This is a genomic window from Neorhizobium sp. T25_13 (assembly GCF_002968675.1).
Classification (GTDB): Bacteria; Pseudomonadota; Alphaproteobacteria; order Rhizobiales; family Rhizobiaceae; genus Neorhizobium; species Neorhizobium tomejilense.
In genome coordinates this window covers 150,489-169,577 of sequence record NZ_PVBI01000009.1, presented here as the reverse complement: position 1 = coordinate 169,577, position 19,089 = coordinate 150,489, and the positions used below count along the sequence as shown (strand labels likewise).

Annotated in this window: 16 protein-coding genes; 12 read left to right on the top strand and 4 right to left on the bottom strand. The window is 61.4% G+C overall.

Annotation, left to right across the window (positions count from 1 at the left end; all coding sequences use genetic code 11):
• Window positions 1–77 precede the first annotated feature (77 nt).
• Complete coding sequence (locus C5J22_RS21560) at window positions 78–1,643, bottom strand: diguanylate cyclase domain-containing protein (RefSeq protein WP_245440493.1); 1,566 nt, start codon at window positions 1,641–1,643, stop codon at window positions 78–80.
• Window positions 1,644–1,853: 210 nt separating this feature from the next.
• Window positions 1,854–2,837 carry a D-erythronate dehydrogenase gene (gene denD / locus C5J22_RS21555; protein ID WP_105439910.1) on the bottom strand — a complete coding sequence of 328 codons (984 nt, stop codon included), beginning with the start codon at window positions 2,835–2,837 and terminating at the stop codon, window positions 1,854–1,856.
• Window positions 2,838–3,016: 179 nt separating this feature from the next.
• Between denD and C5J22_RS21550 the strand changes: the two genes are divergently transcribed.
• The 6 genes from C5J22_RS21550 to C5J22_RS21530 all read left to right on the top strand — a co-directional run bounded on the left by C5J22_RS21550 (window position 3,017) and on the right by C5J22_RS21530 (window position 8,391).
• On the top strand, window positions 3,017–4,462 hold the full coding sequence (locus C5J22_RS21550) for an FAD-binding oxidoreductase (protein WP_105439909.1): 1,446 nt from the start codon (window positions 3,017–3,019) through the stop codon (window positions 4,460–4,462).
• Window positions 4,463–4,496: 34 nt separating this feature from the next.
• Window positions 4,497–5,207 (top strand): FadR/GntR family transcriptional regulator, encoded by a 711-nt coding sequence (locus tag C5J22_RS21545; protein WP_105439908.1) that lies wholly within the window; start codon window positions 4,497–4,499, stop codon window positions 5,205–5,207.
• 196 nt (window positions 5,208–5,403) lie between these two features.
• Window positions 5,404–5,526, top strand: coding sequence for a hypothetical protein (locus C5J22_RS31945; RefSeq protein ID WP_256386153.1), 123 nt, complete (start codon window positions 5,404–5,406; stop codon window positions 5,524–5,526).
• 16 nt (window positions 5,527–5,542) lie between these two features.
• Complete coding sequence (locus C5J22_RS21540) at window positions 5,543–6,076, top strand: TRAP transporter small permease (RefSeq protein ID WP_105439907.1); 534 nt, start codon at window positions 5,543–5,545, stop codon at window positions 6,074–6,076.
• Complete coding sequence (locus tag C5J22_RS21535; RefSeq protein ID WP_105439906.1) at window positions 6,076–7,353, top strand: TRAP transporter large permease; 1,278 nt, start codon at window positions 6,076–6,078, stop codon at window positions 7,351–7,353. The genes C5J22_RS21540 and C5J22_RS21535 overlap by 1 nt, the downstream gene beginning before the upstream one ends.
• 30 nt (window positions 7,354–7,383) lie before the next feature.
• The gene (locus tag C5J22_RS21530; protein ID WP_105403271.1) at window positions 7,384–8,391 is read left to right on the top strand and encodes a TRAP transporter substrate-binding protein; all 1,008 of its coding nucleotides are present in this window, start codon (window positions 7,384–7,386) and stop codon (window positions 8,389–8,391) included.
• 62 nt (window positions 8,392–8,453) lie between these two features.
• Here the strand turns inward: C5J22_RS21530 and C5J22_RS21525 are convergent, their stop codons facing one another.
• Window positions 8,454–9,368, bottom strand: a complete 915-nt coding sequence (locus C5J22_RS21525) for a DMT family transporter (protein ID WP_172746740.1) — start codon at window positions 9,366–9,368, stop codon at window positions 8,454–8,456.
• Window positions 9,369–9,379: 11 nt separating this feature from the next.
• Window positions 9,380–10,582, bottom strand: coding sequence for a mandelate racemase/muconate lactonizing enzyme family protein (locus tag C5J22_RS21520; protein ID WP_105439905.1), 1,203 nt, complete (start codon window positions 10,580–10,582; stop codon window positions 9,380–9,382).
• Between the two features lie 493 nt (window positions 10,583–11,075).
• Between C5J22_RS21520 and C5J22_RS21515 the strand changes: the two genes are divergently transcribed.
• The 6 genes from C5J22_RS21515 (at window position 11,076) to C5J22_RS21490 (ending at window position 19,005) form a co-directional block, all read left to right on the top strand.
• Window positions 11,076–12,860 carry an IucA/IucC family siderophore biosynthesis protein gene (locus tag C5J22_RS21515; protein ID WP_105439904.1) on the top strand — a complete coding sequence of 595 codons (1,785 nt, stop codon included), beginning with the start codon at window positions 11,076–11,078 and terminating at the stop codon, window positions 12,858–12,860.
• On the top strand, window positions 12,844–14,580 hold the full coding sequence (locus tag C5J22_RS21510) for an IucA/IucC family siderophore biosynthesis protein (protein ID WP_105439903.1): 1,737 nt from the start codon (window positions 12,844–12,846) through the stop codon (window positions 14,578–14,580). Before C5J22_RS21515 ends, C5J22_RS21510 begins: the two co-directional genes overlap by 17 nt.
• On the top strand, window positions 14,577–15,857 hold the full coding sequence (locus C5J22_RS21505; protein ID WP_105439902.1) for an AMP-binding protein: 1,281 nt from the start codon (window positions 14,577–14,579) through the stop codon (window positions 15,855–15,857). Before C5J22_RS21510 ends, C5J22_RS21505 begins: the two co-directional genes overlap by 4 nt.
• Complete coding sequence (locus C5J22_RS21500) at window positions 15,854–17,155, top strand: DUF6005 family protein (RefSeq protein WP_105439901.1); 1,302 nt, start codon at window positions 15,854–15,856, stop codon at window positions 17,153–17,155. Before C5J22_RS21505 ends, C5J22_RS21500 begins: the two co-directional genes overlap by 4 nt.
• 259 nt (window positions 17,156–17,414) lie before the next feature.
• On the top strand, window positions 17,415–17,930 hold the full coding sequence (locus tag C5J22_RS21495) for a sigma-70 family RNA polymerase sigma factor (protein ID WP_105439900.1): 516 nt from the start codon (window positions 17,415–17,417) through the stop codon (window positions 17,928–17,930).
• Window positions 17,931–18,030: 100 nt separating this feature from the next.
• Window positions 18,031–19,005: a FecR family protein gene (locus C5J22_RS21490; RefSeq protein WP_172746739.1), complete on the top strand. Its 975-nt coding sequence runs from the start codon at window positions 18,031–18,033 to the stop codon at window positions 19,003–19,005.
• Window positions 19,006–19,089 lie beyond the last annotated feature (84 nt).

The window sequence follows — 19,089 nt, the reverse complement described above, 5'->3', positions numbered from 1 at the left end:
AATGACGTTTAAACCCGCCGGAACCGCTGCGTTCTTAGGATCAGATGCGAAGCGACGATGGGGTTCTGCCCGTGGCCTCAGCCAACCGTGACAGCCAACGGCATAATCTCGTCTTCGGCCATCCGCCAGGTGTTGCGGCCGGCCGACTTTGCCCGATAAAGCGCACGATCCGCGGCCTGGACAAGCGTTTCCCGGTCGCCGGCGGCAACGCTTGCAGCGGCTATACCTATGCTGACCCCGATGCTGATCGATAATCCCTTGATCCGGAAAGGTGCGTTCAAGGCCGATATGCACCGATCGGCAAGGCCGATATCCGCCTGGTCTTCGGTTTTCACGAGGATTGCGAATTCATCGCCGCCGAGGCGGGCCACCAGATGTCCGCCTGCGGCCGAACGCAATCGCTCACCGGCAAGCTGCAGGACCTCGTCGCCGGCGGCATGGCCGAATGTGTCATTGACCGGCTTGAATCCGTCGAGATCGAGGCAGTAGACGATGACGACGCCCTCGGTCGCTTCAGTCTTGAATGCCTCATCGAGCGCTTTGTAGAATTGCATACGGTTCGGCAGGCCGGTCAGAATATCATGATGCGCCAACCTGTTGGCCTCCGCCTCCGCCAGCACCCGGTCGCTGACATCCGCGATCGTCAGCAGGAGCCGTCGATCGCCGCCGTCGTAGAGCAACCGGACATAAATGAGGACGTGGTGTTCCCGGCCCTCCGCCGTTCGCTGGCGCCAGACGGTGCGGGCCTCGCAGTTGCCGTCGAGATTGCGGAGCCTCGCGGCGAACTCTTCACCCTGGCCTTCGGCGTGCATGTCGAAAACGGCTTTGGCAAGAAGGACCGATCTCTCGTAGCCATAGAACTGAAGCGCCGCGTGATTGGCTTCAAGGATCGCAAGGCTGTCCCCGTCGCAGAGCAGCATCGGCATCGGGTTGGCGTCGAACAGTTGCCGAAGCCACTCCTCCCGTTGCTTGAGGCTGCTAATGTCTATGCGCATCCCGATGGCGCCGCCATCCGGCGTGCGGCGATCGTCATAACGCAACCATCGCCCGTCGTTCATTTGCCGCTCCTCCTGGGAAACGGGCTGTCGAAACTTCGCCATGCGCTCGCTGAGCCAGACGTCCTGGTCCGGCACCACTTCCTGGATGCTGCCGCCTGCAAGGCTGATCTTCAAAATCTCCTCGAACGGAATTCCGGGCGTCAGGTATTCCGCGATATCGGCATAGAGATCGGCGTATTTCTGGTTCCAAAGGACGTAACGGTCCTTGGCGTCGAAGACACAGACCGCCTGCGGCAACATCTCGATGACGTATCGCAGACGAAGATTGGCTTCCCGTGCGGCGAGCCCCGCGGATTTCTCCTGGCCGCCGGCATCGATCCAGACCATGGTGAGCGGCTCGTCCGAGCCGGGACATGGCGAAACTCTGATATTGCAGGTCCGGGCTTCCCCTGCCCTGCTGCTCAAGAGAACCGGCGAACCCTCGGGATTGTCCAGCGGCCACCCGGGCAGGAGATCGGTTATGGCTGTGCCATGCAAAGTGTCGGCTGCGCCAAAGAGTGCTCTTGCCTCGGCATTCGCAAAGGTGACGAAGCCCGCCGCGTTTACAATGAGCGCGGCGAGAGGACAGGATTCCAGCAGGGTCATCACTTCCGCACCAAGCATAGCCCTTCAAGCACCGCTGATCTGCCCGGAAAAATCTACGGATGGAGGATACGCGGCAAGAATGAAATAAATCGCTAAAGTTCAAACGCCGCATATAAATGACGCGGCCTCGCTCCGAGGCATTCCGACATCTGAGCGAAGACCGCCGTTCGTTTTTGAGGCAAGCCCCTTAGTCCATTCGCGGATTTCTCATCACAGGCGGCCTCCAAGCTCATCCTCGATATGGACGCGGATGATCTCGTCGAAATTTTTCTCCGCGGTAAAGCCGAGGGCGGTCGCGCGTTTTGCCTCGAAACCGGGTGCCCAGCCTGCAACCATTCTCATGATCATCTCGTCCGGGACGCGACGAATGAGATTTACTGCCCTGTCGCCGGCCACGCGGCGAAGCGCATCGATCTGCTCGCCGACGGTCGCGCTGACGCCCGGCATGGAAAGATTGCGGTGCGGGCCGACGCGATCGAGATCCATATTCGCCGCATGGACGAGGTATCCCACAGCCGAGCGAGGCGATGTATGCCAGTGACGCACGTCATCCGACACGGGCAGGATCGCCTCCTGCCCGATCAGCGGCTCACGCAGAATGTTCGAGAAGAAGCCGGATGCAGCCTTGTTGGGCTTACCCGGCCTGATGCACACTGTCGGCAACCGGATGCCGATGCCGTCGAAGAAGCCCCGGCGGGTGTAGTCCGAGAGGAGAAGCTCCGAGATCGCCTTTTGGGTGCCATAGCTGGTAAGCGGCGTCAGATGGAAATCATCGGGAATGGGGAACGGCAGGGGAGCACCCGCGACAGCGATGGATGACGTAAAGATGACCCTCGGCTTATAGCCATCCTCGCCGTTTGCGAGGCGAACCGCGTCGAACAGGTAGCGGGTTCCATCCAGGTTGACCCGGTAGCCCTTTTCGAAATCGAGCTCCGCCTCCGCCGAGACGATCGCGGCAAGGTGAAAGATCACGTCGGGGCGGGACCCGATGAGCTTCTCGGCCTCGCCGGGCATCGAGAGGTCGGCGTCGCTCGTCACCACGGATCCCGAAAACCCCTCCGGATGATCGGGCTTCACGACGTCGACGAGGGTCAGCTTGTCGAGCGGCTTGCCGAGAACGCCGCCGTTGGCGATGAGACGCGCCGTCAGTTTGCGGCCCACCATCCCGGCCGCGCCTATGATCAGAATATGCATGCTTCCTCCCATTTCGACCGAACCACATGACTGCCCGGATGCGCCAAATTTATATTGTACGGTTGTCTGATAACCTTATATGCTTCCGTTGCAAACAGGATAGTTGTGCGCCGGGACAAGGCGCGGGGCAAACGACACTATCCAGCCAGGGGACTGATCATCCGAAGGAACCACGCAGAATGACGAGCCTGCAAACTGACCCGGCCGGAGAGCATCGCCTCCTCCTGCGATCGATGCTTGGCGAGGACCTTGTCCTGACCGATGCAGATGCGATGGCGCGATACTGTCGCGATTGGCACGGTGACGTGACCAGTGCTGCGGTTGCCGTCCTGAGGCCGCGATCGACGGATGACGTGGTGGCTTGCGTGAAAGGCTGCCGTGACCTCGGCCTCGCGATTGTCCCGCAGGGCGGCAATACAGGCCTCGTGCTGGGCGGCATTCCTGATGCGCCGGAGCGTCAGGTCGTTCTCAGCCTGGAACGCATGAACCGCATCCGCAAGATCGACGTCGACGATTTCTCGGCCGTCGTCGAGGCGGGCTGCATCCTGTGGGAGCTGAAGGAGGCGATCGCCGCAGAGGGAATGTTCTTCCCGCTGGCGCTCGGTGCGCAGGGAAGCTGCCGGATCGGCGGCAACGTCTCGACCAATGCCGGTGGCATCAACGTGCTTCGATACGGCATGACACGCGAACTGGTGCTGGGCCTTGAGGTCGTGCTGCCGGACGGTACGATTTTCGACGGCCTCTCGACGCTCAGGAAGGACAATCGCGGCATAGACCTGAAGCAGCTCTTCATCGGCGCCGAAGGCACGCTCGGCATTGTCACCGCCGTGTCGATCAAGCTGACGCCCAATCCCGACCAGGTGGCGACCGCCCTTGTCGGCCTTGCCTCCTTGGAGGACGCAATCACCCTCTATCGCCGCGCCCGGCGCGACTGCAGCGATTTGATGTCCGCCTTCGAGTTCATGCCGCCACTTGCCTTCACGCTTGCCCGGGAAGCCATCCCTGACCTGCCGATCCCGATGGCCACCGACTATCCCTGCTATGTTCTCATGGAGGTTTCCGGTTCGGGCCTCGTCGATATCGGCGACCTGATGCAGCGGTTCCTCGAAGGCGTCATGGAAGACGGAATCGTCCTCGACGGCGCGATCGCCTCATCACAGGCCCAGGCGCGAAACCTGTGGCTGATCCGCGAAGGGATGAACGAAGGCCAGGCGAAACGTGGTGTCCACATGCGCAGCGACGTTTCGGTTCCACTCTCCAAAGTGCCCGCCTTTGTCGCCGAGGCCGAAAAGGCGATCCACGACGCGTTGCCCGACTGCGTTTGCGTCTCCTACGGTCATGTCGGCGATGGGAATGTCCATCTCAACGTTCTGCCATCCGTGGAACTGCCCCATGAGCAGCGGCTCGTAAGGATCTATCAGTCGAAAACCATCCTGAACCAGGTGCTTGACCGCTTCCAGGGAAGCCTCAGCGCCGAGCACGGCATCGGCCGCCTCAAGCGGGCGGATTTCGATGCGCGCCTTCCGGACACCAAGCGCCGGCTGCTGACGGCCATCAAGAATGCCATCGATCCCGACATGGTGATGAATCCGGGCTGCCAGTTGAATTTTATTCGGAAGTCATAGAAGAGCGTCACAAGGGAGGGGCGGCGCCGTGGTAATGGACTTCAGCCAGATCAGACGAAACGAGCATCTGCCCGCACGGATCGCGTCGCAGATCGGGCGCGAGATCAGTGATGGCCGGATTGCACCCGGCGAGAAGCTGCCGACGGAACATATTCTGGCGAAGACCTTTGGCGTCAGCCGATCGGTCGTGCGCGAAGCGATTGCGCAGCTTCGCAACGAGGGTCTGGTCGAGACCCGGCAAGGTGTGGGAGCGTTCGCCACCGATTTTGAGCACCGGCAGTCGATTCGCATCGAACAGGGCAATCTTGCCGACCACGCGAGTTTTCAAAGCCTGTTTCAGCTCCGGCTGCCCCTTGAGATTGAAGCGGCCGGTCTCGCAGCCGTCAATCACACAGCCGAAGACCTTGTGAAACTCGACGAAGCGCTTGAACAGATGACGGGCGGAGAGAAGTGGACCGAGAAAGGCGTCCTCGCCGATCTCGCCTTCCATCGCCAGATCGCGGCGTCCACGCATAACGAATACTTCCTGCTATTCCTCGGTTTTATCGCGGAGCGAATTCATCTGGCCATCAATACGGCCAGGGAGGCAGCCGTGTTGACCGAGATCGTCGAAGTGACGATCGCGGAACATGCCGCAATCCGTGATGCGCTTGCGAGCCGCGATCCCATCCGCGCTCGGGAGGCAATGCGCCATCACCTTCACGGTGCGGCAAGCCGTCTCGACCTTCAATTGAAAGTTTACTAAGCTTCCAGTCAGCCGCCTCGTTAGATCGATCCAGCGGATTTCCCGAAAGCGACCAAGGGCCGCTGGACAGCGAGTAAAACTCTCTTTAGAGATACCGCAGGTGGAGGTTGTCAGACATCCTGACAATTGAGGGAGCGCGGGAGAGATCTTTGCGATGGAGGAGAGTCTGATCGCATACCAAATAGGAAACCGCATCGTGACGTCCAGGCTGCCGCTTGAGCCGCTGGTCGATGAAGTGGAGCATCGGGGCAAACGCCCGGAGCGGAATTTGACGTTGTCGACGGTGACGAAGACCTTCGCACGGCGCGGGCTCTTGTAAGAATTCGGAGGGGAACATGCAAAAGGCAATCGTTCTTTTTTTTAAGGCGTTGGAAGTCCTATTGATCCTGCTGCTTTCAGCAATGGCGATCATGGTGTTTGCCAATGTGGTGCTTCGCTACGCCTTCAATTCCGGCATGTCCGTCTCTGAAGAACTTTCCCGCTACTTCTTCGTCTGGCTGAGCTTCGTCGGCGCAGTCGTCGCATTTCGCGAACATGGCCACCTCGGCGTCGAAAGCGTCGTGGCGCTTTTCGGCCGCAAGGGCCGGCTGGTCTGCATGATCCTTTCTAACCTCGTCATCCTCGCTTGCTCGATGATCTTTTTCTGGGGGACTTGGCAGCAGTTCGAGATCAACGCCAGCATGAGCGCGCCGGTAACCGGCATTTCGATGATCTGGGTCTACGGCATCGGCCTGTTTACCGGCGCCGGCTTGTCGCTGATAGCGCTGGAGCGGCTGTTCCGCTATGTCACCGGCCGCGCGACGGCAGAGGAGATCAGCATCTTTGCCGGTGAAAACCTGACGATCGAGCAGATGGCGGAGCGTACCTGATGACACTTATCGTATTCATCGTATCGCTTCTCGGCGCCATGGCGATCGGCGTGCCCGTCGCGTTCTCGCTGATGTTCTGCGGCGTCGTGCTCATGTGGTACATGGACATGTTCAACACCCAGATCATCGCTCAGAACATGATCGCAGGTGTCGATACCTTCACCCTGCTTGCCATTCCGTTCTTCATCCTGGCCGGCGAGCTGATGAACTCGGGCGGCTTGTCGCGCCGAATCATCGATTTTGCCATTGCCTGTGTCGGCCATATCCGCGGCGGCCTCGGCATTGTCGCGATCATGGCAGCCGTCATCATGGCCAGCATTTCGGGCTCGGCCGCTGCCGATACGGCAGCCCTTGCCGCCATCCTTATCCCGATGATGGCGAAGGCTGGGTACAACGTGCCCCGTTCCGGCGGCCTGATCGCCGCCGGCGGCATTATCGCGCCGATCATTCCGCCGTCCATGGCCTTCATCGTATTCGGCGTCGCGGCCAACGTGTCGATTACCCAACTTTTCCTCGCCGGCATCTTTCCGGGCATCCTGATGGGCGTTGCGCTGGTCATCGCCTGGCTGATCACCGTGCGTCGGGACAAGGTCCAGCCGCTACCGAAAGCGCCGATGAGCGAGCGGCTGCGTGTGACCGGCAGGGCCGCCTGGGCGCTCGGCATGCCGGTGATCATCCTCGGCGGCATCAAGGCCGGCATCATGACGCCGACCGAGGCCGCCGTCGTCGCCGCCGCCTACGCGCTCTTCGTCGGCATGGTGATCTATCGGGAGCTGAAGCCAAGCCACCTGCCGCACGTCATCCTGCAGGCCGCCAAGACCACCTCGGTCATCATGTTCCTGGTCGCGGCGGCGCTGGTGTCCTCGTGGCTGATCACCGCGGCCAACATCCCGGCCGAGATCGTCGGTTACATCGAGCCCCTGATCGACCGCCCGATGCTGCTGATGTTCGCCATCATGATCCTGGTGCTCGTCGTCGGCACTGCGCTCGACCTGACACCGACCATCCTGATCCTGACGCCGGTCCTCATGCCGATCGTCAAGCAGGCTGGTATCGACCCGGTCTATTTCGGCGTGCTTTTCATCATGAACAATTCCATCGGCCTGATCACTCCGCCGGTCGGCGTGGTATTGAACGTGGTCAGCGGCGTAGCGCGCATTCCGCTTGGCAAGGTGACGGCCGGGGTCTGGCCGTTCCTGATTGCCGAAACCATCGTTCTGTTTCTTCTGGTCCTGTTCCCGGACCTCGTGCTCGTCCCTGCACGCTGGCTCCGCTAACCCCGTCTCACACATCCATGGGAGGATAATATGAGAAAACTGCTACTCACAACTACTGCACTTGCCATCGCCTGCGCATCGGCCGCACCGGCCTTCGCCGAATTCAAGGCGCGTAACATCCGCGTTTCGAACGGCATCAACGCCGACCATCCGGTCGGCAACGGCATCGCCGCCATGCAGAAGTGCCTTGACGAGAAGTCCGGCGGCAAGATGAAGCTGACAGCCTTCTGGGGCGGCGCGCTCGGCGGCGACCTGCAGGCCACCCAGGCCCTGCGCTCCGGCGTCCAGGAAGCCGTGGTGACATCGTCGTCGCCTCTGGTCGGCATCGTTCCGGCACTCGGCGTCTTCGACCTGCCCTTCCTGTTCGGCAATCCGCAGGAAGCCCACAAGGTGCTCGACGGCAAGTTCGGCGACATGATGAACCAGAAGCTGGATGCCGCCGGCCTCGTCAACCTCGCCTACTGGGAAAACGGCTTCCGTAACCTGTCAAACTCGGTTCGCCCGGTCACCAAATGGGAAGATTTCTCGGGGATGAAGGTTCGCGTCATGCAGAACAACATCTTCCTCGACACCTTCCAGAACCTCGGTGCCAATGCCACGCCGATGGCCTTCGGCGAGGTCTTCTCGGCGCTCGAAACCAAGGCGATCGACGCACAGGAAAATCCCTATGTGACGATCGATACCTCGAAGTTCTTCGAGGTCCAGAAATACGTCACCGAGACCAACCACGCCTACACGCCGTTCCTCTTCCTGTTCTCCAAGGCAATCTTCAACACCTATGCCCCGGACGAGCAGGCTGCCCTTCGCGCCTGCGCGGTCGTCGGCCGGGATGTGGAACGCCAGGTGATCGGCGATCTCAACAAGAAGTCGCTTGAGAAGATCAAGGCGGCCGGCCTGCAGGTCAACACGCTTTCGCCGGAAGAGCAGCAGCGCATCCGCGAAAAGTCCGCGGTCGTCTATGAGAAGCACAAGGCTGTCATTGGCGCCGAAGTGGTCGACGGCATCGTCGCCGAGCTCAAGGAAGTCCGCAAGAAGTAAGCCGAAGGCTTCGCGCGACAGCGACCATTTGGGAAAGCCCGCGAGTGATCGCGGGCTTTTCTCTATTCGGGAATAGCGGGAAGCACGCTCTCACGCTTCTTGAGCATCTGCTCCCGGATGAAGATGAAGAGGCCGGAAGCGACGATCAGGGCCGCCCCGACCATCATGCCGAACCGTGGGATGTCGCCGAAAAACATCCAGCCGAAGATCACGGCCCAGAGCAACAGCGTATATTGGAGCGGCGCCACGGTCGCGGCATCGGAGATCTTGAGGGCGCGGTTGACCAGCATATGGGCTGCCATGGCGACGATACCGAGCAGCCCGAGCAGAAGAAGATCGCGGCTCGATGCAATCGGCGACCAGTCCATGGGCGCGAAGGCAAGGCCGGCGACGCCGGCTCCCACGACCTGGAAAAAGACCAGCGCACTATCCGGCGTGCCTCGCAGGAAACGCCCGGAGATCAGCATGAAGGCAAAGGCGGCGCTGCCGACGATCGAAATGACCGCCGGCATGCTGAACATGGCGCTCGAGGGTTCGAGCGTGATGATGACGCCGACGAAACCGACGGCGATCGCCGTCCAGCGCCGCCAGCCGACCTTTTCGCCGAGCAGGAAGGGCGAGCACGCCGCAACATAGATCGGCGCCGCTAGCCAATAGGTCATGACGTCGGCGAGCGGCAGGTACATGACCGCATAATAGAAGCAGAACACTTCAGCCGTCGAAAACGCCACGCGGAAGAACTGCATGCCGGGCCTTTCGACGGTCAGCAGATTGCCAAGACCTGCCTTCCAGACCATCGGCACGAGGATGATCAGTGCTGCAAGGCTGCGGATCAGGACAACCTGACCGAGCCCGTAATTCGCGACCAGCCACTTGCCCATAGCATCGTTGAGAGCAAACATCAGCATGCCGAGAAGCATCAGCATCGGGCCGGTCGTGCCCGCGGTCTTGAGCACGGTCGCCGAGGATATAGTCATTTCATTGCACCTTAGAGAATGGAGGCGTCGGACGTCCGCCGGCTGACGGTGAAGGCTCGATCGAGCTCGGGATTGAGCTCCATCCCGAGACCCGGGCCTGGCGGCACGGTGATCATGCCGTTTCTCACCTCCGGCAGCGCCGTCACCAGGTCCCGGTACCACGTCTTGTAGAATGCGCGCACGCTTTCCTGCACCAGCGCGTTCGGCGCGTTGAGTGACAGATGGGTCGATGCGCAAAGAACGACCGGGCCGGTGCAGTCGTGTGGCGCGACCGGCAGGTGCCAGGCTTCCGCCATGGACGCGATCTTGCGGGCCTCCGAAAGGCCGCCGCACCAGGAAATGTCGAGCATGACGATGCCGGCAACGCCGGTTTCCAGGTAATCGCGAAAACCCCAGCGGGTCGCGAGCGTCTCGGAGGCTGAGATCGGCGCCGGCGAAACTTCCGCATAACGCTTCAGGCTCGACAGGCTATCCATCTTGATCGGATCTTCATGCCAGAAGGTCTGGTACGGTGTCAGGGCCTTGGCGATCTGCATGGCCGGCAGGAGTTGCCACATGGAGTGGAACTCGACCATGATATCCATCCTGTCGCCGACGGCCTTGCGGATCTTCTCGAAAGGCTGAAGCGCAAGATTCAGGTCCGGCATCGAGATATACTGGCCTTTGGTTTTTTCCGCGGCCGCGTCGAACGGCCAGATCTTCATCGCGGTGATGCCCTCTTCGAGCAGCGATTCGGCCAGCTCGTCGGCGCGATGCAGAAAACCGTTCAGATCGTCATAGCTGGTGCCACCGGTCAGACCGTAGTTGGCGGTCGCCTGGCCGGTCGCCTTCTTGATATATTCGGTCCCCGCGCAGGTATTGTAGGTGCGGATTTCCCTGCGGCTGAAGCCTCCGAGCAGCTGGGCGATCGGCTGGTTCGTGACCTTCCCGAAAATGTCCCAAAGGGCGATATCGAACGCCGAATTGCCGCGAACTTCCGCGCCTGAGGAACGAAAACCGATATAACCGACCAGTTCCTGCGCCAGGAGGTCGATCTGCAGCGGGTCGCGGCCGATGACCCGCGGAGCCACGTATTCGTGGATATAGCTTTCCACGGTCTCTGCCCCGAAAAAGGTTTCGCCGAGGCCGGTAATTCCTTCGTCGGTGTGGACCAGTACCCACAGCAGGTTCGCACGCTCTGCAACGCGCACAGTTTCAAGCTTGGTGATCTTCATTGTTGCCTCCCTTGTGAATTCAACCACAGGCCTTGGCCTTTGGTAAGGCAAGACCCGCGATTTTGTCGCCCACAGGATAATCATCAAAGCAGAGTCTGCCGGCGCGGATCAAAAATTCTGAAAGCGGTGAAAAAAAGGTGCGGACAGATCGTCCTTGTTGCCGAGCGCCTGCACAGCAAGAGCAAGGCACGCAAAAACGGATGACAGGAACGGGTTCGCCGCCATGAGATCACAGCTTCAGGCACCGCAGGCCGAAACGAGCCCGTTGCATCGCGGCAAAGCGGGACGCTCGGCTCCTGCTCTTCCTACGGGGCCCAACCTCAAACAGTTCCCTGCCCCGGCGCTGCAGCCGGCAATCCAGAGAAAACACGCCCAGCAGCCAGATCACTGTCGGCGGAAGCCTGGCTGAAAACCGGCAGAGGCTGTCGGCCGCCGGACGCTGACTGGAAAGCCATTGCGTGGCCGTCGGCTTGCGCAATGGGGATGGAGACATATGCAATCGTCAAGACAGACCGCGGAAGCGGCGACATTCCAGAGTTTTGCGAACTGCTACCTGCGGGAGGTCAGTTCCGGTAGCCGGATTGTCCACCGCAGCGTGAGCGGGACGGTCGATGCCATCGAATGGCCACTGCCGCAGCAGCAGCTCCTCTTGCGCGCAGAGATCGTCTCCGCGTCGGTCTGCGGACCGCAGCATTTCGGCAGGTTGTGGACGCGCGCCGCGTCCGACATGTCCTGGCGGGCGGTCGAGCCGATGTCGGCGCTGCATCTCCTCCTCCAGGAGGCCTACCGGCAAATGGAGGACGACCGGACCGATGCCCTGCGCAGCTTTGAACTGGAGCTGCTGGTGCGTGTTCTCGACAGCTACCAGCAGATGACGCTCTACCTCGAAAAAGCCTCTCCCGCGCCATCGGACGAGGGACATTTCATCGAGGCCGAACAATCGCTCGTCTTCGGCCACTGGCAGCATCCGACGCCGAAAAGCCGGCAGGGCATGACATTCTGGCAGCAGGAGCGATACGCCCCGGAACTGCACGGACACTTCCAGCTGCAGTATTTTGCCGCCAGGACAGAACATGTCCGCGAGGCTTCGGCGCGAACGATGCAGGCGCACGAGATCATCCGCTCCGAGCTTGGCGCGTCCGGAGCCGATCTCGGCATCGACCCGGACGAGTGCCTTATACCCATGCATCCGCTGCAGGCCGAAGCGCTGCTTCTCGATCCGGGTGTCCAGGCGATGCAGCGCGACGGCCGCCTGCGCCATCTCGGTCCCGCCGGGTCACTCTTTACCGCGACCTCGTCGGTACGCACGGTCTACAGCCCGTATTCCGATTGGATGCTGAAGTTCTCGCTTCCCGTGCGCATCACCAATTCCGTCCGCATCAATCGCCGGCCGGAGCTTGAAGCCGGGGTAGCGATGGCGAAACTGATAGACGGCATCGGCTTTGCCGAGCGTTCTAAAAATTTCCGCATCATCCAGGACCCCGCCTACATCACCCTCGATATACCGGGTCGCGAGGAGAGCGGTTTCGAAGTCATCCTGCGCGAAAATCCATTCAAGGGCGCGAGGGCACAGGGCGTCGTGACGGTCGCCGCCCTCACCGCCGACCCGCTTCCAGGCAACCTGTCGAGACTGGAGCGGACCATCCGCAAGCTCGCAGCCAGGGGCGGCGACGGTATTTCGAACACCGCGCTTGCATGGTTCCGGCGTTATCTTGGCTGTGCCGTGGAGCCATTGATCCGGCTCTACGACGATTACGGGGTGGCGCTCGAAGCCCACCAGCAGAACACCCTCCTCGATATCAGCATGGGTTATCCGGCCACCAGCTACTATCGCGACAACCAAGGCTTTTATCTTTCGGAGCGCTATCGCAGCCTGCTTGCCGGGCATGCCCCGGAAACGGAAACGATTGCCTCGCTCTATTTCGCGGATGCCGAAATCCGTGACCGGTTCGCCTATTACCTGATTGTAAACCAGGTCTTTTCCGTCATCAGCCGCATGGGCCATGACGGAGTTTGCGACGAGGGTGTTCTTCTTTTTGCCCTGCGGGCGCATCTGGAACACTGCGCCGAAACGATGTCCGGCGGCGGCCGGGATTTTGCAAGGCACGTTCTCGATCTGCCGACGATCACGTCGAAGGCCAATCTCACGACCCGGCTTTTCGATGTCGACGAGCTTCAGTCGAGCGGCGTGCATTCCCTGTATCGGCCCATCCCGAACCCGCTGAGGGTTCCGATCGCGCTTGCAGCACCGAGGACCGGCCATGCCATTGCCTCTTGAAGCCGCGGGAGAACCTCGCGACCGCGTCATCCGCCAGCTCGTGGCGGCACTGCTGTTCGAGGGCGTCATAGAGGTGCGCGAAAGCGCCTGTGGCGGTGCGACGCAATTTCAATGGATGCTCGGTGGCCGGGAATTCCGGTGCCGCGGCACGATCGGCCCGTTCGGACGCGCCCGCATCACGAAGGGATCGGTGGAAATGTGGGCCCTCGATGGCCATTGGGAAAGCGCCTCGCTCGGCACGATCATCCCGTCATTGCCCGGCACCGGGATCACACGCGGCAAGCTGCTCGGCGAACTGGAGCAGACGATCGCCTTTTCCGAATGGAACCACCAGAACCTGCCCCCGAAGAACCGCCGTGCCCTTTCCTTCGTCGAACTGGAAAGTGCCGTCGATGAAGGGCATCCGTACCATCCCTGTTACAGAGCCCGAACCGGATTTTCGTTTGCCGATCATGCCGCCTACGGGCCGGAAGCCGGGCAGCCATTCCAGCTCGTCTGGCTGCTCATCGCGCAAAAACATCTCGCCGAGGCGCTTCCGGGTAGCAGAGACGCCTTCTGGCGCACCGAACTCGGCGACGAGACGTGGACAATCCTGGAGGCGAGGCGGAAACAGCTTGGCTTGCCGGCCGGGGATTTCGGGCTGGTGCCGCTGCACCCGTGGCAATGGAAAGACCTTGGCGACACCATGCGCGCGGGGTGGATCGCCGCGGGAGAGGCGCATTACCTCGGCCCTGCGGGAGATCGTTACGTGGCGAGCCAATCGATTCGGTCCCTGTTCAATGTCGACCGGCCGCTCGCAGCGAGCATCAAGCTGCCGCTCAACATCATCAACACCTCGTCTCGCAGGACGCTGGAGCCGCATTCGGTCTGCACGGCGCCGGTGCTGTCTGCCTGGATCGCCGGCATCGTCCGCGACGATTCGTTGTTTGGCCGGGAATTTCCCCTCACCATCCTGCAGGAATATGCCGGGGTCATCGCCGACGCCGGAGGCCCTCTGGCCGGCCAGCTGGGCGCGATCTGGCGGGAGAACGCCGAGGCGACGCTGTCGCCCGGCGAGGCAATCATCCCGTTCAACGCCCTGATGATGGTCGAAGCGGACGGAAAGCCCTTTGCGGATAAGTGGATCGACCGTTTCGGCCTCATGCCATGGATGAACCGGCTTCTGGAGGTCGCCGTTCTGCCTGTCTGGCACCTCCTTGTCGGCCACGGGATCGCCGTTGAAGCCCACGGCCAGAATATGCTGCTCGTCCACCGGGACGGCTGGCCGGTGCGGCTTATCCTGCGCGATTTCCACGAGAGCGTGGAATTTGTGCCCGATTTTCTGCGCGAGCCGAAGAGAGCTCCGGATTTCGCTGCGCTGAACCCGCTCTACCGCCATGCGGAACCGGATCAGTATTACTGGACGGACAATCTCGATTCCCTGCGGGAACTCGTGATGGACACGCTGTTCGTGTTCAACCTGGCGGAGATCTCGCATCTTCTCGACGTCTGTTACGGACTTCCGGAATTCCGCTTCTGGCAGCGGGTCGAAAGCCTACTCACGTCCTATGCGCAAGAGCAGGATATGCAGCACCGGCAATCGCTGCTGGGACATGACCGCGCGCTCATCCTCACCGAATCCCTGATCACCCGAAAGCTCCTCGCGCTGAAGCCGGAATATCACCACGAGGTGCCGAATGCCCTGGCTGCCAGGACGTCTGAACGAAGGAGAAAACCATGATCCAGATCGATGGACGGCTCTACGATCACGCCTATTTCGACGAAACATCGCGACGCATCGCCGCGCAGATCGGCCTTGCTGAAAACGACAGCGGACGCTACGCGGTCTGCTTCAGCGAGACGACCCAGTGGCTGTCCCTGTTCTTCGCCATCCGCAAGGCCGGCGCAAGCGTCCTGCCGATCCATCCCGGCACGCCCTATGCCGCCGCCCGAAAACTGGCGATCACGGCCAACTGCGACCGGCTTTTCTACAACAGCCTGACGGCCGAAGTGCTCGACCCGAAGCAAGAGGCGCCAAAGCCGGGTCGGCTGCTGCACATGAGTTCGGGAACGACCGGGGCAGCAAAATGCATCGCCCGGCCGTGGGCCGAAATCGACCGGGAGGTCGAAAGCTATGTCGCGACCTTCCGCGAACCCGAAGGCATGACGCCGGTGATCGCCTGCCCGACCACCCATTCCTACGGGCTGATCTGCGGGATTCTCGTGGCCCTCAAACGCGGCCAGGTCCCCGTCATCGTCGAGACCGCCAATCCGAAATATCTCCTGAAAGTGCTGCGCGAAACCGAGCGACCGCTCCTCTATTCCTCCCCGGCGATCCTCCATACGCTCTCGCGGCTTTTGCCCGAGGGGGAAAAGCTTCATGCGGCGATGACCTCCGGCACACTGCTTCCCGATCCGTGGTTCGTGCAGATCCGCGCAAGGAGCGAGCATCTCTTCCAGCAATATGGCTGCTCGGAATCCGGCTGCATCGCCATCAACCCTGACATGCGGGCCGCAGGCGACATGGGTTTCGTCCTGCCGCACCTGACGGCCGAGACCGGAACGGGCTCTGACGATACCGGCGAGATCGTCGTCCGGAGCGATGGCGGCGCGGCAATCCACACCCGCGACGTCGGCTACCGCCGCGCGGACGGCATGCTGGTCTTCGTGTCGCGCATGGACGACATGATCAACGTGTCGGGGCTCAACGTCTATCCCGGTGACGTGGAGGACGCGGTGATGGCGATGCCTGGCGTTACCGACGCCGTCGCCTTCCGCAGGAGCGACCGTTTTGCCGGCGAACGCGTGGCCCTGCTCTACAGCGCCAATCAGCCGGTGGCACCGCAGGATATCCGCGCATGGTGCAGCCGCCATCTCGCCAGCCACCAATTGCCGATGGAAATGATCCAGGTCACAGAAGTCCCCCGCCAGGCGAACGGCAAGATCAGCCGCCGCGAGGTCGCGGCCCGTCACGCGGCCGGCGAGTTCGCAGGCCCCGAAGCAGGAGTTGCCTCATGACCCGTGAAGATATTCTCGAAGCCGTCCGGGCCGTGCTTTCCGAGCACATGGCCCATCCGCATATGCGTGGCTTCGCACCGGAAGCCCGCCTCAACGAGGATCTTTATCTCGATTCCGTTCTGATCCTGCAGATCTTCCTCAATATCGAGCTGGAATACGGCCTTGCCATGCCGGAAGAGGCGATCGCGCGGCAGGAACTCGACACGGTTGCGGACCTCGTGGCGCTCTATGTGCCGAAGGCCATCATTCCGTCATTCCCGATGACGGGCGGGACCGCAGATGAGGGGGTCCACGGTGAGGCCTATTACGACATCAAGGTGCATTGCTTTGTCAGCTGCGTCTGCGACGGCCTGAAACGGCAGGGGCTCGACCAGCGGCCCTTCTATTTCGGGGTCTGGGATGCGCGGTTCACCGTCAGCGAAAGCTTTCAGCTCCTCTATCATTCGCCGGAGATTACCCAGGACTTCTTCCGCGACTGGTTCCAGCGGCTCTACCAGGTCCAGGTCCGGGAGTGGTACGACCCGGCGAAATCGAAGAGCGACAACCTCGCCACGCTTTTCGACCTCGTCGACAGCCGCCCGGAGACCGGCTCGGTCATGGTCATGCTCGACATGTTCCACCTTCCCGAGCGCGAGAACAAATTCAACCAGAACCCCTTCCCGCATTACCTGATGCTGCAGAAGACCGCCGACCCGGACAAATGGTTCGTGCATGATCCCGATTATCGTTGGGAAGGCGAAATCGAGCGGGAAAAGGGGATCCACGCGATCATGCAGCCGACGGTCGGCGGTGGTTACGTCTTCGACAACGCACAGGCACGCAATCCGGCGCCGGAAGATCTCAGGGATTATTTCGAGGCCTGCTTCGTTGCTGACCGCAATCCGCTCTCCGATGCCGTACGCGACATCGTCACGGCCCATATCGAGGGCCGCAATGGACTGCAGCTGGCGAACCTGGCATCGGCGGTTCGTGAACTGCCGGTGATCACCATCCGCAAATATGCCTATGAGCACGGTTTCGCTTTCTTCTGGCGCGCCCTGAAACTGCCATCCGCCGAATTCGAAACCTGGTGCGAGGAGATCGAAGCGCTCGTCCAATCGCTGAAGAATCTGCATTACGCCTGCATGAAGCTCGGCCAGACTGGCGACCGGAACCAGGCCGGTGCAGTCTTCGAGCGCCTTGACGAGGCCGACCGGCTGGAACGCAACCTGAAGAACAGGCTTGGCGAGGTCTTTTCCGATTGGTGCGACCAAAATCTACCGCTCACCGCCCCGAGACTTAGAAGAGCGGCCGGATAGGGCTGAAACGTACATATATCTCGCCGCTTCGCTTCTCCCAGAGTGTCGCGACGGGTGGGAGGGACTGAGGACGGCAGCAAAGGCAGCCCGGCCTTTGCTGCCGTCATCATAATATGACTATTGCATTCAAGTTTTTGATGGTAGATATGCGTCGCATGATAGGTAGTCCAACCATGTCATTCATATCATCGACCCATCCGTTGCATCTCGTGGCGAGCACCGGGTCAGCATATTAGACGAGCTCAGATACTCTGACCCTATGACCTTGGAAGCTGAAAGTCGTCACAGCCTCTATCTCGCCCACCGCTCGGCGCTGGTCGACTATGCCGCTCGGATCCTGGGTTCCCGGGAGGCGGCCGAGGATATCGTGCAGGAAGCCTATCTGCGTTTCGCGCCGGGGAAGACGCCCGGCGAATCGGCGCGCCAGGGACTGGCCTATCTCTATCGCATCGTCCGCAATCTCTCCTTCGACGTCCTGAAGCGCCGCAAGATCGAGTATCGTGGCCATGCCGAAGACCCGCCCTTCTGGACCATTCCACAAGCCGCCGACAATCCGGAACAGACGGCGATGTTCTGCGACGAAGTGCGTGTGGCGGCGGCGGCACTCGACGCGCTTCCAAGCGAGATCCGGATTGCTGTCGAAATGTACCGGTTCGGTGGCCATACGCTCGAAGGCGTAGCCGACCACCTGGGCATCTCCGTCGCCACCGCCCATCGTCACGTGCGGACCGCCATGGTCAAGATCGCCACCGCGCTCGACAGGAAAACCGCCTGAATATCTCCACACATGCGAAAAATCCGGAGCAGCCAATCGTTCCTACGCAAGAAGGGGAATTTCGGATAGAGATCGCAAGACATCCGAAGCAGGTTGAGACTTGGCAGGGCACGACAAAACGGACGAGAGCATTCTGGAGGAGGCGATGGACTGGTTCCTGCGCCTGCGCGAACCACATCGTACAGCCGCCGACGAGCGCGATTTCAGCCTCTGGTTCAACCGGTCGCCTGCAAATCGCGATGCCTGGACGAAAGCCTGCAAGACCTGGGAGCTGATGGGCGAGACGACGCCCATCCACGAAGACCTCTGGAGGCCGGCCGGCCAAGCGAAAATGCTTGCCGCTCGCCACCGACGGCGCGTCTGGAGTGTGGGCACGGCGCTCGCGCTGGCGGCCTGTCTTGTGCTGGCGTTGGCCGGCCCCTCCCTCTTCATTCGCTACCGGGCAGATTTCAGGACCGTAACGGCCGAGCTGCGCAAGATCACGCTCGAGGACGGCAGCGCGGTCGAACTGGGCGCCGAAAGCGCGATCGATGCGGATTTCGCCAACGGCGCACGGCATGTGACGCTGCTTTCCGGCGAAGCCTTCTTCGACGTCAAGCACGATCCGGCGCGGCCCTTCACCGTCACCGCAGCCGGCGTGAAGGTCACCGTGCTCGGCACCGCGTTCAATGTCCATATCAAGCCCGAAAATACGACGGTGGAACTGGTTCGCGGGGTGGTCGGCCTCACGATCGACGGCGCGGCGCGCGCCTTCGAGCTTTCTCCCGGCGATTCCGTGACCGTCAGCAACACCGATGGCCGGGTGTCGCGAGCAAGATTGGCGCCGGAAGACATGGCGGCCTGGCGAAACGGGCGGCTGTTCGTCAACGACGTGACCGTCGCCTCGGTCGTCGAGGAACTGCAGCGCTATCATTCCGCGTGGATCAGCATCCCGAGCGACGATCTCGCCAATCGGCGCGTCACCGGCCTCTACGATCTCTCCGATCCTGATCGGGCCCTCGAAGCGCTGGTCCAGCCTTATGGCGGCAGGGTGCACCACATCTCCCCCTATCTCAGGGTGCTTGCGCTTTTCTAGGCCGTTAAAATTTCCTGAAAATTTTTGCGATGCGGTGAAAAAAGCGCCGGGCGCAGTCGTCTTTACCCTGAAGCGCAGGCCGGG

What these genes read in the sequence shown, in the direction of transcription:
- C5J22_RS21525 (WP_172746740.1), bottom strand. Translation starts at nt 9,368, where the DNA reads ATGACTATATCCTCGGCGACCGTGCTCAAGACCGCGGGCACGACCGGC.
- C5J22_RS21545 (WP_105439908.1), top strand. Translation starts at nt 4,497, where the DNA reads ATGGACTTCAGCCAGATCAGACGAAACGAGCATCTGCCCGCACGGATC.
- C5J22_RS21515 (WP_105439904.1), top strand. Translation starts at nt 11,076, where the DNA reads ATGCAATCGTCAAGACAGACCGCGGAAGCGGCGACATTCCAGAGTTTT.
- C5J22_RS21510 (WP_105439903.1), top strand. Translation starts at nt 12,844, where the DNA reads ATGCCATTGCCTCTTGAAGCCGCGGGAGAACCTCGCGACCGCGTCATC.
- C5J22_RS21520 (WP_105439905.1), bottom strand. Translation starts at nt 10,582, where the DNA reads ATGAAGATCACCAAGCTTGAAACTGTGCGCGTTGCAGAGCGTGCGAAC.
- C5J22_RS21495 (WP_105439900.1), top strand. Translation starts at nt 17,415, where the DNA reads ATGACCTTGGAAGCTGAAAGTCGTCACAGCCTCTATCTCGCCCACCGC.
- C5J22_RS21535 (WP_105439906.1), top strand. Translation starts at nt 6,076, where the DNA reads ATGACACTTATCGTATTCATCGTATCGCTTCTCGGCGCCATGGCGATC.
- C5J22_RS21500 (WP_105439901.1), top strand. Translation starts at nt 15,854, where the DNA reads ATGACCCGTGAAGATATTCTCGAAGCCGTCCGGGCCGTGCTTTCCGAG.
- denD (WP_105439910.1), bottom strand. Translation starts at nt 2,837, where the DNA reads ATGCATATTCTGATCATAGGCGCGGCCGGGATGGTGGGCCGCAAACTG.
- C5J22_RS21530 (WP_105403271.1), top strand. Translation starts at nt 7,384, where the DNA reads ATGAGAAAACTGCTACTCACAACTACTGCACTTGCCATCGCCTGCGCA.
- C5J22_RS21550 (WP_105439909.1), top strand. Translation starts at nt 3,017, where the DNA reads ATGACGAGCCTGCAAACTGACCCGGCCGGAGAGCATCGCCTCCTCCTG.
- C5J22_RS21540 (WP_105439907.1), top strand. Translation starts at nt 5,543, where the DNA reads ATGCAAAAGGCAATCGTTCTTTTTTTTAAGGCGTTGGAAGTCCTATTG.
- C5J22_RS21505 (WP_105439902.1), top strand. Translation starts at nt 14,577, where the DNA reads ATGATCCAGATCGATGGACGGCTCTACGATCACGCCTATTTCGACGAA.
- C5J22_RS21560 (WP_245440493.1), bottom strand. Translation starts at nt 1,643, where the DNA reads ATGACCCTGCTGGAATCCTGTCCTCTCGCCGCGCTCATTGTAAACGCG.